Annotated in this window: 17 protein-coding genes; 5 read left to right on the top strand and 12 right to left on the bottom strand. The window is 60.1% G+C overall.

The window, feature by feature from the left end:
- Positions 1-8 precede the first annotated feature (8 nt).
- Together B8783_RS00525 and B8783_RS00520 are read right to left on the bottom strand one after the other, a co-directional pair.
- On the bottom strand, positions 9-905 hold the full coding sequence (locus tag B8783_RS00525; protein ID WP_084417826.1) for a division plane positioning ATPase MipZ: 897 nt from the start codon (positions 903-905) through the stop codon (positions 9-11).
- A gap of 47 nt (positions 906-952) precedes the next feature.
- Complete coding sequence (locus B8783_RS00520; RefSeq protein WP_084417825.1) at positions 953-1414, bottom strand: hypothetical protein; 462 nt, start codon at positions 1412-1414, stop codon at positions 953-955.
- 85 nt (positions 1415-1499) lie between these two features.
- On the opposite strand from B8783_RS00520, the gene panC reads away from it, so the two are divergent.
- Positions 1500-2357: a pantoate--beta-alanine ligase gene (gene panC / locus B8783_RS00515; protein WP_084418315.1), complete on the top strand. Its 858-nt coding sequence runs from the start codon at positions 1500-1502 to the stop codon at positions 2355-2357.
- Positions 2358-2454: 97 nt separating this feature from the next.
- Here panC and B8783_RS00510 read toward each other — a convergent pair whose 3' ends face one another.
- From B8783_RS00510 to cysG, 7 genes are all read right to left on the bottom strand, one after another.
- Entirely contained in the window at positions 2455-3120 is a 666-nt protein-coding gene (locus tag B8783_RS00510) for a GOLPH3/VPS74 family protein (protein WP_084417824.1), read from the bottom strand.
- A gap of 93 nt (positions 3121-3213) precedes the next feature.
- Positions 3214-3957 carry a phosphoadenylyl-sulfate reductase gene (locus B8783_RS00505; protein WP_084417823.1) on the bottom strand — a complete coding sequence of 248 codons (744 nt, stop codon included), beginning with the start codon at positions 3955-3957 and terminating at the stop codon, positions 3214-3216.
- Positions 3958-3964: 7 nt separating this feature from the next.
- Complete coding sequence (locus B8783_RS00500) at positions 3965-4456, bottom strand: DUF934 domain-containing protein (protein WP_084417822.1); 492 nt, start codon at positions 4454-4456, stop codon at positions 3965-3967.
- Positions 4443-6101 (bottom strand): nitrite/sulfite reductase, encoded by a 1659-nt coding sequence (locus B8783_RS00495; protein ID WP_084417821.1) that lies wholly within the window; start codon positions 6099-6101, stop codon positions 4443-4445. The genes B8783_RS00500 and B8783_RS00495 overlap by 14 nt, the downstream gene beginning before the upstream one ends.
- Positions 6088-6705, bottom strand: a complete 618-nt coding sequence (locus B8783_RS00490) for a glutathione S-transferase family protein (protein WP_139792173.1) — start codon at positions 6703-6705, stop codon at positions 6088-6090. The genes B8783_RS00495 and B8783_RS00490 overlap by 14 nt, the downstream gene beginning before the upstream one ends.
- On the bottom strand, positions 6702-7016 hold the full coding sequence (locus B8783_RS00485) for a DUF2849 domain-containing protein (RefSeq protein ID WP_084417820.1): 315 nt from the start codon (positions 7014-7016) through the stop codon (positions 6702-6704). Before B8783_RS00485 ends, B8783_RS00490 begins: the two co-directional genes overlap by 4 nt.
- Entirely contained in the window at positions 7013-8416 is a 1404-nt protein-coding gene (cysG, locus tag B8783_RS00480) for a siroheme synthase CysG (RefSeq protein ID WP_084417819.1), read from the bottom strand. The genes B8783_RS00485 and cysG overlap by 4 nt, the downstream gene beginning before the upstream one ends.
- Positions 8417-8532: 116 nt before the next feature.
- Here cysG and gcvA point away from each other — a divergent pair, with 116 nt between their 5' ends.
- The 3 genes from gcvA (at position 8533) to B8783_RS00465 (ending at position 10850) form a co-directional block, all read left to right on the top strand.
- Positions 8533-9468: a transcriptional regulator GcvA gene (gcvA, locus tag B8783_RS00475; RefSeq protein ID WP_084417818.1), complete on the top strand. Its 936-nt coding sequence runs from the start codon at positions 8533-8535 to the stop codon at positions 9466-9468.
- A gap of 62 nt (positions 9469-9530) precedes the next feature.
- Positions 9531-10313: a hypothetical protein gene (locus tag B8783_RS00470; RefSeq protein ID WP_084417817.1), complete on the top strand. Its 783-nt coding sequence runs from the start codon at positions 9531-9533 to the stop codon at positions 10311-10313.
- Between the two features lie 156 nt (positions 10314-10469).
- Positions 10470-10850, top strand: a complete 381-nt coding sequence (locus B8783_RS00465) for a hypothetical protein (RefSeq protein ID WP_084417816.1) — start codon at positions 10470-10472, stop codon at positions 10848-10850.
- 11 nt (positions 10851-10861) lie between these two features.
- Here the strand turns inward: B8783_RS00465 and B8783_RS00460 are convergent, their stop codons facing one another.
- On the bottom strand, positions 10862-12463 hold the full coding sequence (locus B8783_RS00460) for an AbgT family transporter (RefSeq protein ID WP_084417815.1): 1602 nt from the start codon (positions 12461-12463) through the stop codon (positions 10862-10864).
- A gap of 287 nt (positions 12464-12750) precedes the next feature.
- On the opposite strand from B8783_RS00460, the gene B8783_RS00455 reads away from it, so the two are divergent.
- Positions 12751-14352 (top strand): peptide chain release factor 3, encoded by a 1602-nt coding sequence (locus tag B8783_RS00455; RefSeq protein ID WP_084417814.1) that lies wholly within the window; start codon positions 12751-12753, stop codon positions 14350-14352.
- Here B8783_RS00455 and B8783_RS00450 read toward each other — a convergent pair.
- Both B8783_RS00450 and B8783_RS00445 read right to left on the bottom strand, forming a co-directional pair.
- Positions 14349-16922 (bottom strand): DUF3772 domain-containing protein, encoded by a 2574-nt coding sequence (locus B8783_RS00450; protein WP_084417813.1) that lies wholly within the window; start codon positions 16920-16922, stop codon positions 14349-14351. The genes B8783_RS00455 and B8783_RS00450 overlap by 4 nt on opposite strands.
- Positions 16923-16987: 65 nt before the next feature.
- Positions 16988-17311 carry a DUF6665 family protein gene (locus tag B8783_RS00445; RefSeq protein ID WP_139792172.1) on the bottom strand — a complete coding sequence of 108 codons (324 nt, stop codon included), beginning with the start codon at positions 17309-17311 and terminating at the stop codon, positions 16988-16990.
- Positions 17312-17314 lie beyond the last annotated feature (3 nt).

Below are 17314 nucleotides of genomic sequence, written 5' to 3'. Positions count from 1 at the left end.
AGAGGTGTCTAGAAGGTCAGTTCTGCGCCGGCCAGTTCGGGCAGTTGCAGGACGATGATCAGGTCACGCAGCTCCTGACGCGCCGCGACATGGCTCATCGTGAAGGCGAAGTTGGACCCACGTTCCGTCAGATCCAACAGCGTCAGACCTGCCGGGAAAAGCTCACGATAGATCACCCGTTCGGAGAGGCCTGGTGCCAGACGGAAACCGATACGCTTCGATAGATTGGCCAGAGCCTCGCCGACCTTCTGCTTGTTGCGGGCCTCCAGCGGGGAGACGCGGTTGCGCATCACGATCCAGTCGATTGGCTTGCGCGAGGCTTGCGCCTTCTTCTTGCGGCAGTTCCAGACCATTTCGGAATAGAAGCTCGGCCGGATGACTTCCAGCGTCTGTGGGTTCACATCGCCTAGAAGGTCGAAATCCACGAAGCTGTCATTCATCGGCGTGACGAGCGTGTCCGCCATTGTGTGCGCGAGACGCGACAGGAAAGTGTCGCTGCCAGGTGCATCGATTACGACATAGTCGCAGACGGCCTGCAGCCGCTCCACGGCATGCATCAGGCGCTCGGTCTCTTCGGTTTCGGCCTTGTCGAGATCGCGCTCATTGCTGGCGTCGACGCGGATAATTTCCGGCATGGGCAGTTTGGATCCGGTGGACTTGATCCAGCGCAGCCGGTTTTCGAGATAGCGGGTCAGCGTGCGTTGGCGGACATCGAGATCGATAATGCCGACGCGCTGTTTCATGCGCATCAGGCCGACGGCGACATGCATGGCAACGGTGGACTTGCCAGCGCCGCCTTTCTCGTTGCCGACGACAATGACGCGTCCATTGCCCCCCGCACGATTGGAAAGGGTCAGGGCGTTGTCGTGTGGGGTATCGACTGTTCCGAAACCGTCTGCTGGCATTTGGGGGTTCTCCGCGTTCGCCTGTGTTTCGTCTGATAGGGAGGGGTCTATGAGTTCAGATGTCGTTCGCCGCTGGAAGAGTGTCGCCAGAGTGTTGAACGAGACCGGGTCTCTTCAAACAGCATGGCATCGCTGATCACAGGGCTGTCATCGTGGGCTGCAGGTTGCTCATCATCGAACAGATCTTCGTCAATCAGATCGCTATAGGCGCTGAACTCGACACGCAGGCGGCTCGCTGGACGCTCTTCGACAATCGGCGCGTGGTCGGACGCTTGCGACAGACAATTGCGCAGGCGGCAGAGGGATGTCGTCAGCCGATCCAGAACATCAGGTTTTGCTGTTGGATTCAGGTCATCCGCGAACATCCAGTCGTCATGGGCGAGGGGGTTGCGTTCGGCGTCGCTGCGTTGGATAGGCTCATAAAAGACCGCTTCTCCAGCACGTCTGGCCTTCCGCGATTTGAAAGGCAGCGCCGCAACAGCGAGGAAGGTTTTCAGTCGGTGGATCATAGGCTTTCTCATATATGAAATTTTCGACAGAAATGGTTAATACCGCGTTTACGAAATCAGAATTCGGGGGATCCTCCAAGTGAAGATTCAGACGGCCCGCATCGTTCGTACCCGTTCCGAACTACAGAGCGCGATACGTCAGGCCCGCCAGTCTGGCGCCACTATCGGCTTCGTGCCGACAATGGGTGCTCTTCATGACGGGCATATTTCTCTCGTGAAAATTGCTGGGGATAAATCCAGCTTTGTCGTCGCCAGCATCTTTGTGAATCCGACGCAGTTCGCGCCCGGCGAAGATCTTGATGTCTATCCTCGCGATGAGGCCGGCGATGTGGCGCGCTTGTCGGCCGCCGGTTGCGATCTGGTGTACTGCCCAAGCGTCGAAGAGATGTATCCGGACGGGTCAGTCACCAATGTGCGCGTCGAGGGGATGTCTGATCTGCTCGACGGGATTTACCGGCCTCACTTCTTCTATGGGGTCACCACAATTGTGGCCCGGCTCTTCATCCATGTGAAACCGGACGTCGCCGTTTTCGGGCAGAAGGACTATCAGCAGCTGCAGATCATCAGGCGCATGGTTCGCGACCTTGGCTTTGGCATCGAGATCATTGGCGGGCAAACCTGGCGTGATGACGATGGCCTCGCGCAATCGTCCCGCAACGCCTATCTCAGCGAAGAGGAACGCCAGCGTGCCAATGCGATCTTCGCAGCGCTTCACCGGGCAGCCTGCCGCATTCGCATCGGTGTGGCGATAGAAGAGGCGGTGCGCGAAGCGCGCGGACATATTCTTGCGGCCGGTTTTTCACGTCTCGATTATGTCAGCGCGGTCGACCCGGCGACACTTCAATATCTGCCTGACGGTCCGTTGGCCGAAGGACAGGGGTGCCGGCTTCTGGCGGCGGCCTGGATGGGCTCGACACGTCTCATCGACAATATTGGTGTCTGAGAAAGCTGGTCCTGCACCAGCCGTCTATTCACGGAGCCTGCTCGTTTACCGTCGCTGGCGTCGCGAAGCGTGAGACTGGCGAAGACTGAGAGCTGCGCTAGCTAGCCGTTGCTGCGGTCGTCACGGTCGAGGCCGCAATTATGGCAACCAGAACCGCATCGATGGCCTTGAGTGTGGCCTTGGCCGGCTCAAGGCTGCCTTCCTTGATTTCTTTCAGGCGCGCCTTGTGCTCGCGCAGCAGCTTCTTGTCGAAATTCCTAGTCAGAAGACCTGTCTTTTCCGCCAGCGCAATCGCCACGCAGTCTTCGGCACTTGGCTCCTGGCCCTTGAACATGACCCGGGCGAGATGCGCGACCAGATTTTCCTCAACCGAGCCGTCAACTTCTGGATAGTTCGTCCAGCTGAAGACTAGAAACGACCTTTCCTTTTCCCGTAAGACGCCCCGGTCGACCAGTGACGCGGCCTGCTCACGCATCAGCTGGGACTTGCTCGCAAGTTTGCTGACATAGCGAGATATATCCTTGCCAGATCCGATGGTTTGAATGGCATCGAGGCATCGATCCAGAAATCGGTCGCCGGTGCTGGTCTCGTCACGCAGCTGCATCTTCTTTGGCTTGTCCGGAACAGGCTCCAGTCGACCGCGCAGCATCAAGTCTGCGATTGCGGCGCCCGCCAGTGCGTATTCGACAAAGCTTCCCTGCTTTTCACCTGTCTCATTCTTGCGCGACAGCAGAAGCAGACTTTCAGGAATGGTCAGAAGCATGGAGGAACCCCCTCATATTGAAACCCGGGACAGGCTCCAATATGGGGAGGTAATTATCGTTTTTCAATAAAATCCGAAAAATCGGACGAAGTCCTAGAAGACGCGTGGGCGTTCGTTCTTGTCGACGTGCAGACCGCATTCGGTCTTGTCCATGCCTGCCCAGCGGCCTGAGCGCGGGTCGGACGGATCAGCGGCCGGCTTGGTGCAGGGCCAGCATCCGATGGAAGGATAGCCTTGCGCAACAAGCGGATGCTTTGGCAGGTTCCGGCGCTTCAGGAAGCCATCGATATCGTCCTGCGACCAGCTTGCCAGTGGGTTCACCTTGAAGCGGCCATTGGCGTGCTCAAACACAGGCAGGCTGAGACGGGCGCCGCCGTGGAACCGCTTGCGACCCGTGATCCAGGCATCGTAGCCGGAGAGCGCAGGCTCAAGCGGGCGGACCTTGCGCAGCGCGCAACAGGCATCAGGATCACTTTTCCAGAGCGTGTTTTTAGGGTCCAGCACCTTGCGCTCTGTCTCGCTCGGCGGGACGTCGCGGACATTGGTCAGGCCCAGCCGCTCGCTGATCTCCTGTTTGTAATCGAGCGTCTGCGGGAAGTGCATGCCAGTCTCGAGGAAGACAATCGGGAAGTCAGGGTCAACATCGGCGATCAGCGCGAGCATGACGGCGCTTTCCGCGCCAAAGCTCGACACATAGGTAATCTTGTTTTCCCATTCGCGCACGAATGAGGCGCGCAAAATCGTGGTCGCGGATGCATCGCGCAGTTCGCCATTGAGCCGTTCCAGCCGTTCGGCAACAGGCTCAAGGAGCTTCGTCTGATAATCCACGTAAGGCATGGGGCCCCTAGTCCTTTCTGTGCCGGCGCGCGAAGACGGACGAATTTCCGTCGGCTGCCGGCTGATAGAACGCTGAGTATTCTTCCAACGCCTCTATGACAGAAGGTAGTTCAGCCCGGTCGGTCTCGAAAGCATCGAACCCTGAACGGTCCATATAGAGAATCTGATCTCGCAAAACGTGGCCGACGGCGCGAAGCTCGCCTTCATAGCCCAGTCTGCGGCGCAAAAGCTGCGCCTGCGAGTAACCACGCCCGTCTGTGTATTTAGGGAAACTCACCTCGATCAGCGCCAGACGCTCGAGATCATCGGCAAGCTCACCGGGATCGTCTGCAGGATCCAGGCGCACGCCGATCTCGGTGTTCCGGGCCAGCAGAAGGTCTTTCTCGCCGAGGAAGCGGCCAAGCGAAACGGTGATGCACCCGCCTGGTGAAAGGTCAGCATCATCAGGCACATAGGCCCAGATGTCGTCGATTTCGCGGCGGTTCTTAATCAGCGGCATAGATCGCCTCCTTGAATGCATCCATGCCTTCACGTTCGAACGTCTCGATGAAGGTCTCGTCCTTGCTGTTGCGCAGCTCGCGGTAGCGGTCGACAAGACGCTTCAGAGCGGCCGGCACATCGTCCGCCTTAAGGCCCGGCCCGGCAATCGTGCCGATCGCGGCCTTCTCATCCGCGCGCCCACCGAGCGTGATCTGGTAGTATTCCTCACCCTTCCGGTCGACGCCGAGAATCCCGACATGGCCGACATGGTGATGACCACAGGCGTTGATGCAGCCGGAGATATTTATGTGGAACTTGCCGATATCGGCCTGGTCATCAGGGTCGGAGAAGGCTTCCTGGATCGCCATGCCGACCGGAATGGACCGCGCATTGGCGAGGTTGCAATAGTCCAGTCCCGGGCAGACGATCATGTCCGAGATGAGGCCCTCATTCGCTGTCCCGAGGCCCGCGGCATCAAGCTCGCGATAGACCTGATAAACATCATCGAGTGCGACATGCGGCAGGACGAGGTTCTGCGCATGCGTGACGCGGATATCGTCAAAGCCATACGTCTCAGCGAGCTTGGCGACGACTTCCATCTGTGTGTCGGTCGCGTCACCGGGGGCAACGCCCATGGGTTTGAGGCTCACTGTCGCCGTCGTATAGCCATCCACCCGATGCGGATGAAGGTTTGAGCGGGTCCAGCGCGCGAAGCCAGCATCGGCCGTTTTCGCTTTCTCGAACGCATCGGATGTCGCTGACTTGTCAGCAAAAGCCGGCGGCGCGAAGTAGCTGTGAATGCGGTCGATCTCAGCCTGCGGCAGTTCGATCTTCTCGGCTTCGCGCTGGGCGGCGAACTCATCTTCGACAAGTTTGCGGAAATCGTCCTCGCCTGTTTCAGACACGAGGATCTTGATGCGCGCCTTGTACTTGTTATCGCGCCGACCGAACCGGTTATAGACCCGCATGATCGCTTCGAGATAATCGAGCAGCTGGCTCTCTGGTACGAAGTCGGAAATCTTCGCCGCGATATGCGGTGTCCGGCCCTGACCGCCGCCGACATGGACTTCAAACCCGACCTCGCCGCCGCGCTCACGCATGTGCAGGCCGATATCATGCACGCGGATCGCGGCGCGGTCATGTTCCGCCCCGGTCACCGCAATCTTGAACTTGCGCGGCAGGAACGCGAATTCCGGATGAAAAGTGCTCCACTGGCGAATGATCTCGCACCATGGCCGTGGATCCATGATCTCGTCTTTCGCCGCGCCCGCATAGTGGTCGCTGGTCGTGTTGCGGATGCAGTTGCCGCTGGTCTGGATCGCATGCAGCTCAACGTCGGCAAGCTCTGCCAGAACGTCAGGGATGTCTTTCAGCGCGACCCAGTTGAACTGGATGTTCTGGCGGGTGGTGAAGTGGCCGTAGCCGCGGTCATACTTGCGAGCGATGTCTGCGAGTTTGCGCAACTGGCGCCCGGAGAGCTGACCATAAGGAATGGCGATGCGCAGCATGTAGGCGTGCAGCTGGAGGTAGACCCCGTTCTGCAGACGCAGCGGCTTGAACTCATCTTCCTTGATCTCACCGGATAGCCGCCGGGCGACTTGCCCGCGAAACTGTTCCACCCTGTCGCGCACGATCTGCGCGTCGAATTCGTCATACCTGTACATCGGTTACCTCGTGGAGATGGGGAAGGCCGAGTTCGCGCTCGCAGCGCGCAATCCAGCCATGAACGGCCTGGAACTCGGATACGTCGAACCCGCCCTCATGGGCGAGCCGTGTGTAGGCCAGAAGCGAGATATCGGCGAGCGTCATCTGCTCGCCGCCGGCAATCCAGTCATTGCCAAGAAGCGCCAATTCCATCCGCCCCAGCGCCCGGCGGCCCTTGGCCATAAGGGCCGGATCAATGTCTTCCTCAGCGCGTTTTTCATAGAGTTTCTGAAAGCGGCGAACAGCGATGGCCGGCTCGTGCGAATACTGCTCCCAGAACAACCATTCCTGCACCTTGGCGCGCTCAAAGGCGTCGTCGGGGATAAGGTCGCTGCCTTCCGCGAGATACGAAATGATGGCGTTTGACTGCGCGAGCGTGCGGCCATTCTCAAACGCGACGACGGGGACCTGCCCGAACGGGTTGATCGCCAGAAAGTCGTCGGTGCGCGTTTCGCCCTTCATGATGTCGATCTCGACCCACTCATGCGCGACGCCGAGCCGCTCAGCGACCCATTTCACTTTCAGACAATTGCCCGAAATGCTGTCGCCATAAATGGTGATCATTGAGCATCTCGCTGGAATTGCGGGTGAACCGTTGGGCCATTGGCGCGGATGTTCTCACGCAGCGTCTCGCGGCCGGCAATCTCACCGGCATTGGTGACTTCCATGAAATAGGGGTCGGTGACGACCGCTTCCTGCTTGCTGGCATCGGCGAGGCGCGTCTCGGCCTCATCGCCCGAGAAGACGCCGATCTTGTCAGGGTCATCAGACCAGCTGCCATCAAACGCCATCCAGACGACCTTGCCGGTCATCGTTTCCCAGGCGGTGATGGCCTTGGGTTGGTCTGGTTTCAGTTTCGGGCGGACAGACGTCATGCGAGAGTCTCCTCGATAAATCTCGTTTGTGCCTCGGCTGGCAGCCGCGCCACTTCACCGATGATAAGCAGGGCCGGGCCCTTGATGCCCCGCTCTTCAATGATCTGCGGCAGGGTTTCAAGCGTCCCGAAGCCGCGTTTTTCGTTTGGACGTGTGCCATTCTCGATGACGGCCACAGCCGTGTCGCCATCGAGCCCGGCAGCGCGCAGTCGATCTGAAATCGTTGCAGCTGTGCCGACGCCCATGAAGACGACGACAGTCTGATTTGGTTTGGCGAGCCCGCTCCAGTCGAGATCCGGCACTCCGCCCTTCTGGGCATGGCCGGTCACAAAGGTGACAGACTGGGCATGGTCGCGGTGGGTCAGCGGCAGTTTCGCTGATGCGGCGCAGCCAAGCGCGGAAGAAATGCCCGGCACGACATCGGCTTCGATGCCGGCTTCGCGGAGCGCTTCGACTTCCTCGCCGCCGCGCCCGAAGATGAACGGGTCGCCGCCCTTCAGGCGCACAACACGTTTGCCCTCACGGGCCGCAGCAATCATCAGCTCATGAATGCCATCCTGCGGCACAAGATGCTCGCCCTTGGACTTGCCGACCGGCACACGCTCAGCGTCGCGGCGGACCATATCCATGATCTCCGGCGAGACGAGCTTGTCATGAAAGACAATGTCCGCCTGCTGGATGAGGCGAAAGGCTTTCAGCGTCAGAAGGTCGGGGTCGCCCGGTCCGGCGCCAACGATATGGACCGGTCCGGTCTCTTTATGGGCATCAGCGCTGGAAAAGCGCTCAAGCGCGGCGCCCATGCGCTCTTCGGCAAGCGCCATGTCTCCGGCGTGGACAGCTTGGGCCACAGCGCCGCGAAGCGCGTCTTCCCAGAAATGGCGACGGCGTGTGCCATCATCGATGGCGGCTTTCACAGCCGGACGCCAGCGTGCCGCAAGCGCTGCCAGCTCTCCAATGCGCGCGGGCAGGAGGGTTTCGAGCGAGGCGCGGATGTCCTTGGCGAGAACCGGCGCCGCGCCGCCAGTCGCGACCGCCGCCACGATATCGCCGCGGTCCAGAAGGCTCGGCACCGTGAAGTCACAGAGATGTTTGCGGTCAACCGCGTTCACCGGCACGCCATGGGCATGGGCAAGCTTGCAGGCGGCTTCTGCCTCTTCATCACTGTCGCTCGTGATAATCGCAAAGCGTGTACGCGCCAGATAGTCTGGCGCTTCAGACAGGCTGATAGCCGATATCTCAGCGCCCAGTTCGCTCGCCCATTTCGGCAGCTTATCCGCCACCAGCCAGATGCGGGCAGGGGTTTTGGCAACCAGCCGGGCCTTGCGTTCAGCCTCCGGTCCATCGCCGAAAATCACGATTTCGGCATCGTCCATAAGGAAGAAGGCAGGGAAGAGGCGCATTTTGTGCTCGCTTTGTCGGCAGTCTCGGGCGTACCCGGAAAATGGGGCTTGTAGACCTTGCGCTGCAAGCGTAGACCCCTCATCCGATTGTTTAGATAAACTATGCGGGATTGGCCATGGCCGACAGCAATGACCGACTTCCTCCCCTGAACGCGCTTCGGGCGTTCGAGGCTGCTGCGCGTCGTCTGTCCTTCAGTAAGGCCGCCGATGAGCTGAACGTCACGCCCGGCGCGATCTCCCAGCATATCCGCCAACTTGAAGAATATGCCGGCACGCCGCTCTTCCGCCGGACGGGCCGCAGTGTCCTGCTGACCGATGCCGCGCAAGCCAGCCTGCCGCTGGTGCGCGAAGCCTTCAACAAGATTGCGGAATCGGGCCGCATCATGCAACAGCCTGCGCGCAAGGGCAGGGTGATGGTGTCCTGCGCGCCGAGCTTTGCTGCCAAATGGCTGGCACCGCGTCTCGACAGATTTCACATTTCAAATCCGGGCATTGAGGCGTGGATTTCAGCCGACATGTCGATCACGGACTTCACGACCGCTGATGCAGACTTCGCCATTCGCTATGGCCCCGGTCACTATGACGGCCTTAAATCAGAAAAACTGATGGACGAAACCGTGCTGCCGGTCTGCTCACCGCGCCTGCTGCAAGGCTCGGACGCGATCCGCAAGCCGGAAGACCTCTCGCAGCATACCCTCATCCATGATGAGAGCACCGAGCAGGACCCGTCCTGTCCCGACTGGACCAGCTGGCTCGCCGCGCGCGGGGTTGCCGACAAGGTCGACTCCCATCGCGGACCCCGCTTCAACCAGTCCTCCATGGCCATCGAGGCCGCCGCCTCCGGACGCGGTGTCGTGCTGGCCAAGCGGGCGATTGCATCCTCGGACATGGCGGCCGGGCGCCTCATCGCGCCCTTCGCAGATGGTTCCACGAGCATCGATTTCGGTTACTGGCTGGTCTGGCCAAAGGGGCGGCACCTGTCTGAAGACGTGCGCGCCTTCATCAAATGGGTGAAGGCCGAAGCCGCCGCCGGCGAAATTCAAGGCGTCTAGCCGGGCCCTGACTGGCACGATCTTTGCCTAAGACATCTCCTTGGCCGCAGAGGAGATGCGGAGTGCCCGTTCAGACATTATTCCTCGCGATTGCCGCTGCTGTCGCCCTCATCATTTTCTTCCTGTCCCTCATCAATGAGAATGAACGTGGCCAACGCCCAAAGCGTGTCCGCGACACGGCGCTGTTGGCGGTTCCTGTCTTGATCCTCTCTGTTTTGAGCGTTCTCCACGCGCGTCAGGTCATTCAGCTGGACTGGCTGTTCGGATCTGAAGTCGCCGATATCGGTCCGATCGAATATGGGACAGCGCTGTTCTTTGGCGTTTCGTCCGTCCTGCTCGTCCTGGCGGGACTTCGAGCTGGTGGCCTGAACGGCGCGGTATATGTCGGTGCGGCGATTGTCTGTTTCTTCGTCGCCGGGGAAGAAATCAGCTGGGGTCAGTGGATCTTTCACTGGGAGACGCCCGAAGCGATGGCTGCGGTCAATCTGCAGCACGAAACGAATTTACATAATCTCGTCGATCCGCGTCTTTATGATCTGGTCTACGCCGTTGCCGGCTTTGCGTTCCTGGTAATCGCGCTCATTGCTTCGGTCCCGGTCTGGCGCCACGAGGTCGGCAGAACGGCCTTTCAATGTCCGGGGCTTGCGCCGCTCGGTGACTTTATCGAATGGATGGCCAGGCGGCCGGTTGGTCTTGGCCTTATCCTCGCAACCGCCATCCTGCTGCAGCACGAATCCTTCGAGGAGTTCTCCGAGTTCATGCTCGGCTTCGCGCTGCTTGATTTCATGTGCCGGGTCACGCGCAACGGCCCGGCCCGAACGACTTACGCCCTCAGACCCGCCTGACAGTTGGCGCTGCCAGAGAGGCCGTCAAAGCATCAGCAGGCAAGATTCAGGACGTTTCATCAAGCCGCGCACTGGCCAGACAAGTTAACCGCCAGTAACGTGCCGTTAACCACTGTTCTGTGAATCCTGTCTCCGGGAGCTTTAAAGGCTGATGGAATGCTATTCCTGCTGAACAACCAGATCGTCGATGTGGCCGTGCCCGAGATGCACCTCGAGCGCCGCTGGCAGCGAATTGGGTGTGGCCGGCCTCACGCGTTTCGCGCGCCCGATGTCGTCAATTTCGTCCATGCCCGGCTTGAACAGGCCCGCTTCTTCCTGGGCGGCGTTGGCCATCAGGAAGCCTGCGACCTGGCGGCTCTAATTATCTCCCGCACCGGCGCTAATTGCTTCCGTCTGAAACGCACGGGCGACGGCACGTGTGAGCCTGTGCTCAGCAATTTGCCGCAAGCCATACTTGAGCTCTACGCCGTGGGCGCGGCAAACGACGAGACCTCCGCGCCATACCGGCCCGAACCTCGCCGCGCCGCGATCAGCTAGCAAGTCAGCCTTCAGCCAGTCGTACCTGGAATAGTCATATGCGCCGGTGCGCCTGGTCCCAGATCAATCCCGAGGAACAGCCAGATCATCATCAGCACAACACCAGTGATCAGCATCCAGATTGAATACGGGATCATCATGGCTGTCAGGCTGCCGAGTCCGAAATTCTTCTGCCAACGCTGAGCGAACACAAGGATCAGCGGGAAGTAGACCATGAGCGGCGTGATGATGTTCGTTGCGCCATCGCCGACACGGTAAGCCGCCGTCGCGCCATCCGGGCTGATCCCGACAAGCATCAGCATTGGCACCAGTACCGGCGCGAGCAGGGCCCATTTCGCACTGGCCGACCCGACGAACAGGTTCAGCGCTGCTGAGAACAGGACAATCAGGCCAAGCACGATGGGCAGCGGCAGGCCGCTATTCTGGATGCCTTCAGCGCCGTGGACAGCGGTAATCAGGCCAAGGTTCGACCAGCCAAACATCGCAACAAAGTGCGCCGCCGCGAAGGCGAGGACGAGATAGTAGGCCATGTCTTTCATGCCGCTCGCCATCATCGCGACGAGATCACGGTGGTTCTTGATGGTGCCAGCGGCAGAGCCATAGGCCCAGCCCGCCGCAAGGAAGAGGATGAGGAAGGCGGCCACGAGGGACCGGAAGAGCGGTCCGGCCTGCACATACCAGGCGGCACCAGCATTTTCAGGCCCGTCCGCGAGCAGCGGTGTGCCCGGCCCGATCGTCATGAACACCCAGAGCGCAACAACGCCAAGAATGGCGAGGCCTGCGCGGCCAAGGCCCTTCTTCTCGCCTTCGGTCAGCGGTTTGTCTTCGTCGCCATAGGTCTGCATGTCGCTGTCGGCATCCGGCTTCCATTTGCCCAGACGCGGCTCGATGATCTTGTCGGTCACGAACCAGATCACGGGCAGATAGATGAACAGCAGAACGCCAATGAAGTACCAGTTGCCGGCAAAGTTTACTGACCAGCCCGCATCAATGTTGCTGGCCTCATAGGCGCTTTCGGTAATGCCGAAGAGCAGGGCATCGAGCTGGCCCGGCGTAATATTGGCCGAGAAGCCGCCCGAAACACCTGCAAAGGCGGCGGCGATACCTGCCAGCGGGTGGCGCCCGGCGGACGCAAAGATGATCGCCGCGAGCGGGATCATCACGACATAACCGGCATCAGCGGCATGGTTGGAGAGCATGGCGATCAGCGCGACCAGCGGCGTCAACAAGGCTTTCGGCGCGCTGCGCACCGCAGACCGGATCGCGCTGCCGAACAGGCCCGAGCGCTCTGCCACGCCTGCGCCCAGCATCACGACAAGCACATATCCAAGCGGATGGAAATGCGTGAACGTTGCCGGCATCTCGACCCAGAGGCGCTGGATATTCTCAGGCGAGAACAGGCTGACCGCCTCTTCAAGTTGCGGCGTGCCATCAGGGTTGGTCAGGCTTGGGTGGAATGCAGATACACCGGCCCAGGCGCAAATCTGGGAAATGATCATCAACGCGATGATCAGATAAAAGAAGATAAAGACTGGATCGGGCAGCTTGTTGCCGGTCTTCTCAACCCAGCCGAGAAATCCCTTCTGTACGCTCTCCGCGCTCTGATCCGCCATCCCTCATCATCCCTTATGATTTCAAGTTGTGCGAGACTATTCGCAGCCTCATAAAGCTGGCAACAGCGGAAATGGTTTTCCAAGCGATCTCAAGGCCGTCCATGTCTTAGCCAGTCGTCTACGGAAACGCCCTCGCGGCGTATTGCTGGAAGGTCCATATCGCGCTGCGAGCGTGGCGCGGCCTACGCGCCTGCGATCGTGCATCAGGCACCAGGCACCCGGGATACTGCACACCAGCCCGCGTCGCCATCTCGACAAAACGCCCATTCCCACTTAATCGGCGGGCCATGAGTTTGACCCCCGCAGAAGAAGCCGCCCGCAGGCGGACATTCGCCATCATTTCCCACCCCGACGCCGGTAAAACGACGTTGACGGAGAACCTGCTTCTGGCGGGCGGTGCGATCCGTCTTGCCGGGCAGGTCGCCGCGCGCGGTGAACGTCGCCGCACCAGTTCCGACTGGATGAAGATCGAGCGTGACCGTGGCATCTCGGTTTCGGCGTCGGTTATGACGTTCGAGCATGAAAACCTCGTCTTCAACCTTCTCGACACGCCAGGTCACGAAGACTTCTCCGAAGACACCTACCGTACGCTCACCGCCGCAGACTCCGCCGTGATGGTGCTCGACGCGGCCAAGGGCATCGAGCCGCAGACGCTGAAGCTGTTTGAAGTCTGCCGTATGCGCGACATCCCGATCACCACCTTCATCAACAAGATGGACCGCGAAGCACTCGATCCGCTCGAACTGCTCGACGAGATCCAGGACAAGCTTCAGCTCGACACCGCGCCGCTCTACTGGCCGGCCGCTTCCGGCCAGCGCTTTTCCGGCATGAAGGATCTGCGTAAGGGCGACTTCGTCAATTTCCGCAAGAAGACCGCCCAGGACGGCATACAGCCCGGTCCAAGTGAGCGGATCGGCCTGCAGGAAGCGCGCGGCACACTCGACACCACGGTCATGGATGAGCTGGAAGAGGGCGCAGACCTTGCCTCCGAAGCGCTGCCAACCTTTGACCGCAAGGCCTTTGAGGAAGGCCACATGACGCCCGTCGTTTTCGGTTCGGCCCTTCGCCATTTTGGCGTGAACGAGCTGCTTTCGACCCTCGCTGAATTTGCGCCGCCGCCCCGGCCGCAAAAGGCGGAAAAGAAAGAAGAGCCCATCACAGTTGAAGCGGGCGACAAGACCGTCTCCGGCTTTGTCTTCAAGATCCAGGCAAACATGGACCCGAACCACCGTGACCGGGTCGCCTTCCTGCGGCTCTGTTCGGGCGAGTTCAAGCGCGGCATGCGCCTCAAAACGACCTCCAATAAGCAGCTTAACATCCACAATCCATTGATGTTTCTGGCGCAGGACCGTGAGATCGCGGAAACTGCCTATGCCGGAGATGTGATCGGCGTGCCAAACCATGGACAGCTGCGCGTCGGCGACAGCCTGTCGGAAAATGGCGACATCAAATTCCAGGGCATTCCGAACTTTGCGCCGGAAATCCTCCGTCGCGCCCGTCCGAAAGACCCGATGAAGTCAAAGCATCTGCGCAAGGCCCTCGAAAGCCTCGCGGAAGAGGGCGTCACCCAGCTCTTCACGCCATCGCTTGGCTCAGACATGATTGTTGGCGCCGTTGGCTCGCTGCAGATCGACGTGATGGCAGAGCGCGTTGCGGCCGAATACAATCTCGAAGTCGTGTTCGAGCAGGCCTCCTACAATGTCGCCCGCTGGATCTCGTCGGATGATCCGGCCAAGCTCGAAACCTTCCTCGAGAAGAACCGCTCCAGCACCGGGACAGACCTTGATGGCGCGCCCGTCTACCTCGCCAAGAATGCGTGGGATGTCGGCTATGCCAAGGAAAAGAACCCTGATCTGAATTTCACATCGACGAAGGAACGCCTCGTCTAATTGTCCGCGTCGCTGTCAGAATCTGGCAGATCGTCGTCGTTTTTGTCCAAAACGGAACCCGTCTGCTTCGGACGCGGTGAAGCTTTAGCGTCGGCCTCTTTCTGCTCGCCGCCTGATCCTCTGGTGCGCAGACCTTCCGGCCATTCGAAATTGATGTCGCGCTGCGGGAACGGAATCTCGATGCCCTCGCGCGCGAACACTTTCGCGATCTCGTGGCGGATGTTCGAGGGCGCAAGCACGACATTGTCCGCCTGGAGGAAGATACGAAGTTCAAAATCAAGCGAGCTATCGCCAAAATTCTTCATCACGACCTGAGGCGCCGGGTCGTTCAGGACGTTGTCCATGCCGTTCGCAATGTCGAGCAGCAGTGTTTCGACACGCCGCGTATCGGTGCCGTATTTGACGCCAATCTCGACAGCAACGCGCATCATCGCGCTCTTGTGCGTCCAGTTGCCGAAGGCGTTGCTGATGAGTTCTGCGTTCGGCACGATGATGGACCGACGATCAAACGTCAGCACTTCCGTCGCCCGGACATTGATCTTCTGCACCGTGCCCTCGCCTGACGGGGTGACGATCCAGTCGCCGATCTTGAACGGGCGCTCGAATAGAAGGATCAGGCCCGCGACGAAATTGCTGACAATGCTCTGCAGGCCAAAGCCGATACCAACCGACAGCGCGCCAGCGATGATGGCGAGGCTGGACAGATCAAACCCGACGACGCCGATCGCCGTCAGGCCCGCGATCAGGACGCCTGCATAGCCAAGCAATGTCACGAGCGAATTGGCGGCGCCGCTGCTGATCTGTGTCTTCGGCAGGATGCTGCGCTCAAATGTGCGCTGGATCAGACGCGAAGCCACGAGCACGGCGATCACGGACAGTATCGCCGCGAAGACTTTGCCAAGCGAGATGCGTTGGCCGCCAATCTCTATACCGGTCATCAGCCAGCGGATTTCGTCCCACAGCTCCTGCGACTGCATGCCGAGGGCGAGAAGCAGGAACGGCGGTAGAACCATGAGGACCACAAGATCCACGCTCAGCTTGATCCAGTACTGGGAGTTCATCTGCGGGGCTGGGTATGCCGCGTCCGTGTCGTCTTCGTCGCGCGCTGAGGCATATCGACGGCGCTCTTCGACACCCGACAGGATGCGAAGCGCGCCAGCGCGAACAAATTCGCGAACAAGGATCGCGATAAGCAACACAATCGAGACAAGCACGATGCGCTCCACCACGTAGCGCGCCAGCGACTGGTAGCCCAGGAGCGATGCGGCGAGGATAAAAATCGCGACGGCAACAATCAGCTGGCGGATCACGACGCGAACGGTCGACCTTCCATTTTCCGTCTGAGCCTTCAGCTTCACGGCCAGCCAGATGAGAAGACCACTGGTGAGCAAGACGAGGACAAAGGTCCGGATAGCCACCAGTTCCGGGCCCGGAGAGGCGAGCGCCCCGGTCGAGGCAATCACAGATTCCAGCGAGAATGCGAGCACCATGATGATGAAGGACAGGCTGACCGCCTGTGCAGCTTCGTCGCCAATGCCGATCAGCCGGAATGAAGCTGTGCGAGGGGCAACAACAGAGGCCGCCAGCGCCCGCATGCAGAACACGACGACGGCCAGCATCGCAATGGATCGGCCGATGGCGCTCTCCAGCACATTCAGGCCGATCAGACGGGCCACACCTGCCACGATCAGCACGGCAGCGGCGGCGGCGATAAAGCGAGTGAGGAAGCTCGTCATCGCAACCGTTGCAACGGTCTGCCGGCTCGGTTTGCGGTCTGTGAAGCGCTTGACCTCAAGCTTATATAGGCGCGCATAAAGGCGCATCAGGCCTACCAGCAGGACCAGGGAGACAACGGCAAGAATGACAAATGGATAAGGCGTCCCTGCGGCCGTCCGCTCGGCTCGCCATTCGGCCCCTTCGGACGCAAGTTCGCCTGCAACGTCATCCACCCTGGAGATCGCCGTCGCCCAGACGCTCGGTAGGACCGGAATCGGCCCACGATCCAGAATGTCGCTTACGAAGAGATTGTCCCTGACCGAAGAGATCTTGCTGCTCAGGCGGCTGGCATCGAGACCGGCCAGCCGTGCCGACGCCACAGCGACAGTCGCGCGTTCGAATATCTCCCGCGTTGGCGCTGTCACGCCCGCTAGCGACGTGCCTGCCAGTTCGCTGGCCAGCTTTTCGTCTTGCTCGCCAGACGTTGGCTTGCCAGCCGACGAGCCCGAACTGGAAGGGGTGGTCTCTGGGGCTTCCAGATCACTCACCGACTGCAGGGCCTCTTGGGCGTTCAGGCGAATGAGCGTGGCTGACTGCTCTATGTTCGACAGTTCGGAACGCAGGCTATTCACACGCACGATTTGCTTGTTGAGCTCCTCAGTTGTCTGCTCTGCGCTATATTCGCTGGAGATCGCTGAAATCTCGCTCGTGATCGTTTCAAGCTGCTTTTCGATCTGATCGATTTCGTCGAGCGTCTGGCTGGAAGGACTGGTCTGGGCGAGGCCTTGCGCGGCGCAAACAAACAGCACCGCCATCAATGCGATGAGACGCAGGAAGCCTGAAAATGAAGACATGGATTTTCCTCGCCGAACGACATTGGGCGTATAATGTTCGCTAGGTAGTCAAACAGGCTTTAATGTCAAAATCGTTTAGGCGCTGCGCCAAGCCTGCGAAGCACTTCGGCAGGGATGCCAAGATCGCTGATGACGCTGCGATGATCGCGCAAACCGATCGTTTCTCGCTGCACCAAGAAGGCGAAGGTCGCATCGATCGCCGCATGACGAGCTGTTGCATGGTCGTCGGTGCCAATCGCCCGGCGGTAGCTGCGCAAGGCATCGGCAACTTTCTGCCCCGCGCGGCCAAGTGCTGCGGCCTGCTCGGCAGCGACTTCAGCCTCAAGCGAGGACCCGGCCTTTGTTTCGCTCACACGCTGGAAGGCGTTGCCTGGCGGCTTCAGAGACACAGA

Source organism: Henriciella litoralis, assembly GCF_002088935.1.
GTDB lineage: Bacteria > Pseudomonadota > Alphaproteobacteria > Caulobacterales > Hyphomonadaceae > Henriciella > Henriciella litoralis.
The sequence above is the reverse complement of the archived record's forward strand: the minus strand, read 5'-3'. Positions and strand labels throughout refer to the sequence as shown.

Bases quoted from the DNA above. Each gene is read 5' to 3' on its own strand.
- B8783_RS00525 (WP_084417826.1), bottom strand. From the start codon at position 905: ATGCCAGCAGACGGTTTCGGAACAGTCGATACCCCACACGACAACGCC.
- B8783_RS00520 (WP_084417825.1), bottom strand. From the start codon at position 1,414: ATGATCCACCGACTGAAAACCTTCCTCGCTGTTGCGGCGCTGCCTTTC.
- B8783_RS00510 (WP_084417824.1), bottom strand. From the start codon at position 3,120: ATGCTTCTGACCATTCCTGAAAGTCTGCTTCTGCTGTCGCGCAAGAAT.
- B8783_RS00505 (WP_084417823.1), bottom strand. From the start codon at position 3,957: ATGCCTTACGTGGATTATCAGACGAAGCTCCTTGAGCCTGTTGCCGAA.
- B8783_RS00500 (WP_084417822.1), bottom strand. From the start codon at position 4,456: ATGCCGCTGATTAAGAACCGCCGCGAAATCGACGACATCTGGGCCTAT.
- B8783_RS00495 (WP_084417821.1), bottom strand. From the start codon at position 6,101: ATGTACAGGTATGACGAATTCGACGCGCAGATCGTGCGCGACAGGGTG.
- B8783_RS00490 (WP_139792173.1), bottom strand. From the start codon at position 6,705: ATGATCACCATTTATGGCGACAGCATTTCGGGCAATTGTCTGAAAGTG.
- B8783_RS00485 (WP_084417820.1), bottom strand. From the start codon at position 7,016: ATGACGTCTGTCCGCCCGAAACTGAAACCAGACCAACCCAAGGCCATC.
- cysG (WP_084417819.1), bottom strand. From the start codon at position 8,416: ATGCGCCTCTTCCCTGCCTTCTTCCTTATGGACGATGCCGAAATCGTG.
- gcvA (WP_084417818.1), top strand. From the start codon at position 8,533: ATGGCCGACAGCAATGACCGACTTCCTCCCCTGAACGCGCTTCGGGCG.
- B8783_RS00465 (WP_084417816.1), top strand. From the start codon at position 10,470: ATGCTATTCCTGCTGAACAACCAGATCGTCGATGTGGCCGTGCCCGAG.
- B8783_RS00460 (WP_084417815.1), bottom strand. From the start codon at position 12,463: ATGGCGGATCAGAGCGCGGAGAGCGTACAGAAGGGATTTCTCGGCTGG.
- B8783_RS00455 (WP_084417814.1), top strand. From the start codon at position 12,751: ATGAGTTTGACCCCCGCAGAAGAAGCCGCCCGCAGGCGGACATTCGCC.
- B8783_RS00450 (WP_084417813.1), bottom strand. From the start codon at position 16,922: ATGTCTTCATTTTCAGGCTTCCTGCGTCTCATCGCATTGATGGCGGTG.